The sequence below is a fragment of the Streptomyces sp. SolWspMP-5a-2 genome (genome assembly GCF_900091845.1).
GTDB classification, from domain to species: domain Bacteria; phylum Actinomycetota; class Actinomycetes; order Streptomycetales; family Streptomycetaceae; genus Streptomyces; species Streptomyces doudnae.
Genome location: NZ_FMCI01000127.1, coordinates 1 through 4,165, shown reverse-complemented (window position 1 = coordinate 4,165; position 4,165 = coordinate 1). Strand labels below are relative to the sequence as shown.

The 4,165-nt window shown below is 76.4% G+C and carries 2 protein-coding genes and 3 pseudogenes; 3 read left to right on the top strand and 2 right to left on the bottom strand.

Annotated elements, in window-relative coordinates; translation table 11 throughout:
- A pseudogene (locus tag GA0115242_RS12445) lies at positions 1 to 750 on the top strand (Tellurium resistance); the annotation flags it as partial.
- Positions 751 to 763: 13 nt separating this feature from the next.
- Here the strand turns inward: GA0115242_RS12445 and GA0115242_RS12440 are convergent.
- Positions 764 to 1,986, bottom strand: a pseudogene (locus tag GA0115242_RS12440) (glycosyltransferase).
- A 16-nt stretch (positions 1,987 to 2,002) separates the two neighbouring features.
- Here GA0115242_RS12440 and GA0115242_RS12435 point away from each other — a divergent pair.
- Together GA0115242_RS12435 and GA0115242_RS12430 are read left to right on the top strand one after the other, a co-directional pair.
- Positions 2,003 to 2,789 (top strand): annotated as a pseudogene (locus GA0115242_RS12435) (glutamate racemase).
- Between the two features lie 105 nt (positions 2,790 to 2,894).
- Positions 2,895 to 3,440 (top strand): hypothetical protein, encoded by a 546-nt coding sequence (locus GA0115242_RS12430; RefSeq protein ID WP_093827632.1) that lies wholly within the window; start codon positions 2,895 to 2,897, stop codon positions 3,438 to 3,440.
- Positions 3,441 to 3,449: 9 nt separating this feature from the next.
- Here GA0115242_RS12430 and GA0115242_RS12425 read toward each other — a convergent pair.
- A partial coding sequence (locus GA0115242_RS12425; protein WP_141721585.1) for an O-antigen ligase family protein occupies positions 3,450 to 4,165 on the bottom strand: 716 nt, incomplete at its 5' end.

The window sequence follows — 4,165 nt, the reverse complement described above, 5'->3', positions numbered from 1 at the left end:
CCCGGCCGCCCCGCCCGCACCTCCCGCGCCCTCCGCCCCGGTCGCCCCGCCGCCCCCGCGGCCCCGCCGGTCACCGCGTTCCCGCCCGCCGCGCCACCGGCCACCGCGCCCGTCTCGCTCAGCAAGGTCACGCTCACCAAGGCGGCCCCCGCGGTCTCCCTCGCCAAGCAGGGCGGCACCTCGGGCGCCCTGCGCGTGAACCTCAACTGGCAGTCCCGCAAGCAGTTCTCGGGGTGGGGCAGCAAGCGCGGCCGGGCCGTCGCCCAGCACGCCGACCTCGACCTCGACCTGTGCGCCCTCTTCGAACTCACCGACGGCAGAAAGGGCGTGGTCCAGGCCCTCGGCAACTCCTTCGGCGACCTGCATCGCCCGCCCTACATCCACCTCGACGGCGACGACCGCACCGGCGCCGTCGAGAGCGGCGAGAACCTCACCGTCAACCTCGACCACAAGCACGAGTTCCGGCGCATCCTCGTCTTCGTCACCATCTACGAGGGCGCCCGCTCCTTCGCCGACCTGCACGCCACCGTCACCCTGCAACCGCAGTTCGGGGCGCCGATCGAGTTCTCGCTCGACGAGTGCACCGTCCCGTCGACCGTGTGCGCCCTCGCCCTGATCACCGGCACCGGCGACGACCTGGTGGTCCAGCGCGAGGCCCGCTACCTGGTGCCCGAGCGCGGGGTCAGCCCGCAGCGGACCATAGACCACGTCTACGGCTGGGGCATGAACTGGACGCCCGGCCGCAAGTGACCTGCCGCGCCGGTCACCGCGCCGGGTCGTCGGCGACCGGCTCCGGGCGCGCGTAGGTGCGGCCCTTCCAGGCCGCGCCGCGCCCCCGGTAGTGCTGCACCGCCGAGTCCACCGTCATCAGCAGATAGAGGAACGCGGTGAACGGCAGCAGCGGAGCGAGCCAATAGGACAGCCGGTAGTAGCGCAGCATCGGCAGGTAGGTGCCCGTCATCACCAGCCAGGCGAGCCCGCCGGCCGCCGCCGTCGCCGCGCTCCCCGCGGCCGCCCCCGCCACCAGCGCCACCGGCGGCACCAGGTAGACCAGCGCGAGCCCGGCCACCGTCCCCGCCAACAGCGCCGGACTGTGCCGCAGTTGGGCGTAGGCGCTGCGGGACACCATCCGCCACAGGTCGTCGAGGCGCGGGTAGGGGCGCACGCTGTCCACCCGGTCGGCGAGACCCAGCCAGATGCGGCCCCCGACCCCTTGACCGCCCGCGCGAGCGCCACGTCGTCGATCACGGCCTGCCGGATGGCGTCCGGGACGCGCGCCCGCTCGGCCGCCTCGGCGCGCAGCAGGACGCAGCCGCCCGCCGCCGCCGCGGTCGCGGTGCCCGCGCGGCCGATCCTGCGGAACGGGTAGAGCTGGGCGAAGAAGTAGACGAAGGCGGGCACCACCAGCCGCTCCCAGCGGCTCTCCACCCGCAGCCGCGCCATCTGCGACACCATGTCGAAGCCGCCCGTGCCGGCCGCCGCGACCAGCGTGCGCAGACTGTCCGGGGCGTGCGCGATGTCCGCGTCCGTCAGCAGCAGGAACTCCGGGCCGCGGGCCCGCGCGAGGCCGATGCCGTGCCGCACGGCCCACAGCTTCCCGGTCCAGCCCGCCGGGGGTTCGCCGGGGGAGCCGACCGTCAGGGGCAGCCCGCCGTGCTCCCGGGCCAGCGCCCGCGCCAGCTCCCCGGTGCCGTCCGTGCTGCCGTCGTCGACGAGGAAGACCTCGGCCCGGCCCGGGTAGTCCTGGGCCAGCAGCGAGGGCAGGCTCGCGGGGAGCACGGCCGCCTCGTCGCGCGCGGGCACCACCACGCAGACCGGGGGCCACACACCGGGATCGTCCCCGGGCGGCAGCCTGACGTCGGTGCGCCAGAAGAACCCCTGGCACAGCAGCAGCCAGAGCCAGGCGGCGAGGGACAGGGCGGCGATCCACACGATGGCGCTCACCCGGCGCAGTCTGCCCCACGCGGCGGGCCCCGGACCGCTCATCGTCTATCGTGACCGGGTGAAGATCGCGCTGATGGACTCCGGAATCGGTCTCTTGGCGGCCACCGCCGCGGTACGGCGTCTGCGGCCCGACGCAGATCTCGTGCTCTCCCTCGATCCGGAGGGCATGCCCTGGGGGTCCGCGGACCCCGCAGGACCTCTCCCGGCGGGCCCTCGCCGTCGCGCAGGCCGCCGCCGCGCACCGGCCCGACGCCCTGATCATCGGCTGCAACACCGCGACCGTCCACGCGCTGCCCACCCTGCGCTCGCGCCTCGAACCAGAACTGCCGGTCATCGGCACGGTCCCGGCGATCAAACCGGCCGCGGCGGGCGGCGGACCCCTCGCGATCTGGGCGACCCCGGCCACCACCGGCAGCGCCTACCAGCGCGACCTCATCGCCGACTTCGCCGGTGGCGTGCGGGTCACCGAGGTGCCCTGCCACGGTCTCGCCGAGGCCGTGGAGCACGCGGACGGTGCGGCGGTCGACGCCGCCGTCGCCGCCGCGGCCGCGCTCACCCCGGACGACGTGACGACCGTCGTCCTCGGCTGCACCCACTACGAGCTGGTCGCCGAGCGCATCCGCAACGCCGTCCAGCGCCCCGGCCGCCCGCCGCTCGTGCTGCACGGCTCCGCGGGCGCCGTCGCCGCCCAGGCGCTGCGCAGGCTCGGCGCCCAGCCGGTCACCGGCGTGCAGACGAGCGGCACCCTGACGGTCCTGCTCAGCGGCCGCGAGGGCGGCCTCCCCGCGCCCGCCCTGGCCTACTCCGAGGGACGGCTCCTGCAGGCGGTCTCGCCCGCCCGGTGACCCCCGGGACAGAAGGGGAGCGAGCCGCTCAAGGGACCCCCGGTCGGCGCAGCCGCGCTCCGGGAGGCGGTACCCGCGCGCCGAAACCTGAGTAGTCTCGTAGGCATGAGGGACCACCTCCACGGCGACATCACCCCGCATCCCGACGTGTGGACGGGCCGCGCCACCAACCGCGTCCAGTGGCTGCTCGCCGTCGGCGGGGCCGCCTTCCTGGCGCTCGGCATCGAGCTGGCCGTGGACTCCGCGTGGACCTCGGGGGCCGCCCCGCTCGCCATGGCGGTCGTCGGCTGCATCGCCGCCGGACTGCTCATCCTCTTCGGCACCCTCGCCTTCGTCCACGTCGACCTGAGACTCGACCGGGAGTCCGTCGAGGTGCGCTGCGGCCACATCGGGCTGCCGCGCCGCCGCATCCCGCTCACCCAGGTGGCGGGCGCCGACTTCGCCCCGCACGTCACCCCGCGCCAGTGGGGCGGCTGGGGCTACCGCTGGCGGCCGGAGAAGGGGACCGCCGTCGTCGTGCGGCGCGGCGAGGGCGTGGTGCTGCGGCTCTGGGACGGCCACACCTTCACCATCACCGTGGACGACGCCCAGGCCGCCGTCCACGTCATCAGGGACCGGCTGCGTCCGGCGGCCCCGGGCACGCCCCGCTGACCTGACCGCTCACGGCGTCAGCCGGTCGTCCCAGGCCGGTACCCCTCCGGGCGCCGCGGCCGGCTCCTCGGCGAGCGGCCGCGCCGTGGCAAGACCGGCGAGCACCCCCGCACCGGCCGAGACGGCGGTGAACCCGAGCGCGTTGCCGAGGGTGGCGACCGCGGCCAGCACGGTCAGCGCGGCGGCCGCGGTGAGCACCACCGGCGTCGGGCGCGGCGAACGCCACAGCGCGTAGAGCACCCAGCAGAACCCGGCCGCCAGCAGGACCACCCCGACGACCCCCTGTTCCGCCGCGATCTGGAGGGGCGCCGAGTGCGGACGCCCGTCCGGCACCGGCGTGCCCGTCGCCGCCGCGCTCAGCTCGCCGAAACGTCCGGGGCCCACCCCGAGCGCCGGATGGTCGCGGGCCAGCCGCAGCGCGTCCCGCCACAGCTCGACCCGGTGTCCCGTCAGCTGCCCGGCCAGCGCGTCGGCGGGCCCCTCGGGCACCGCGTCCCCGGCCAGGGCCCAGGCGAGACCGGTCACCGAGGTCACCGCCACCGCCGCGCCGACGAGGCCGGGGCCGCGTCCGCGCAGCCGTCCCGCGGCCAGCGAGCAGAGCAGGACGGCGGCGCACGCGACGAACCCGGCGACCGAGCCGACCACGGCGGCCGCCGCCGTGATCCCCACGGCGAGCGCGACCGACGCGGTCCGCGCGCCCGCGCTCCCCGGCCGTCCACCCGGCG

Bases quoted from the DNA above. Each gene is read 5' to 3' on its own strand.
- GA0115242_RS12430 (WP_093827632.1), top strand. From the start codon at position 2,895: ATGAGGGACCACCTCCACGGCGACATCACCCCGCATCCCGACGTGTGG.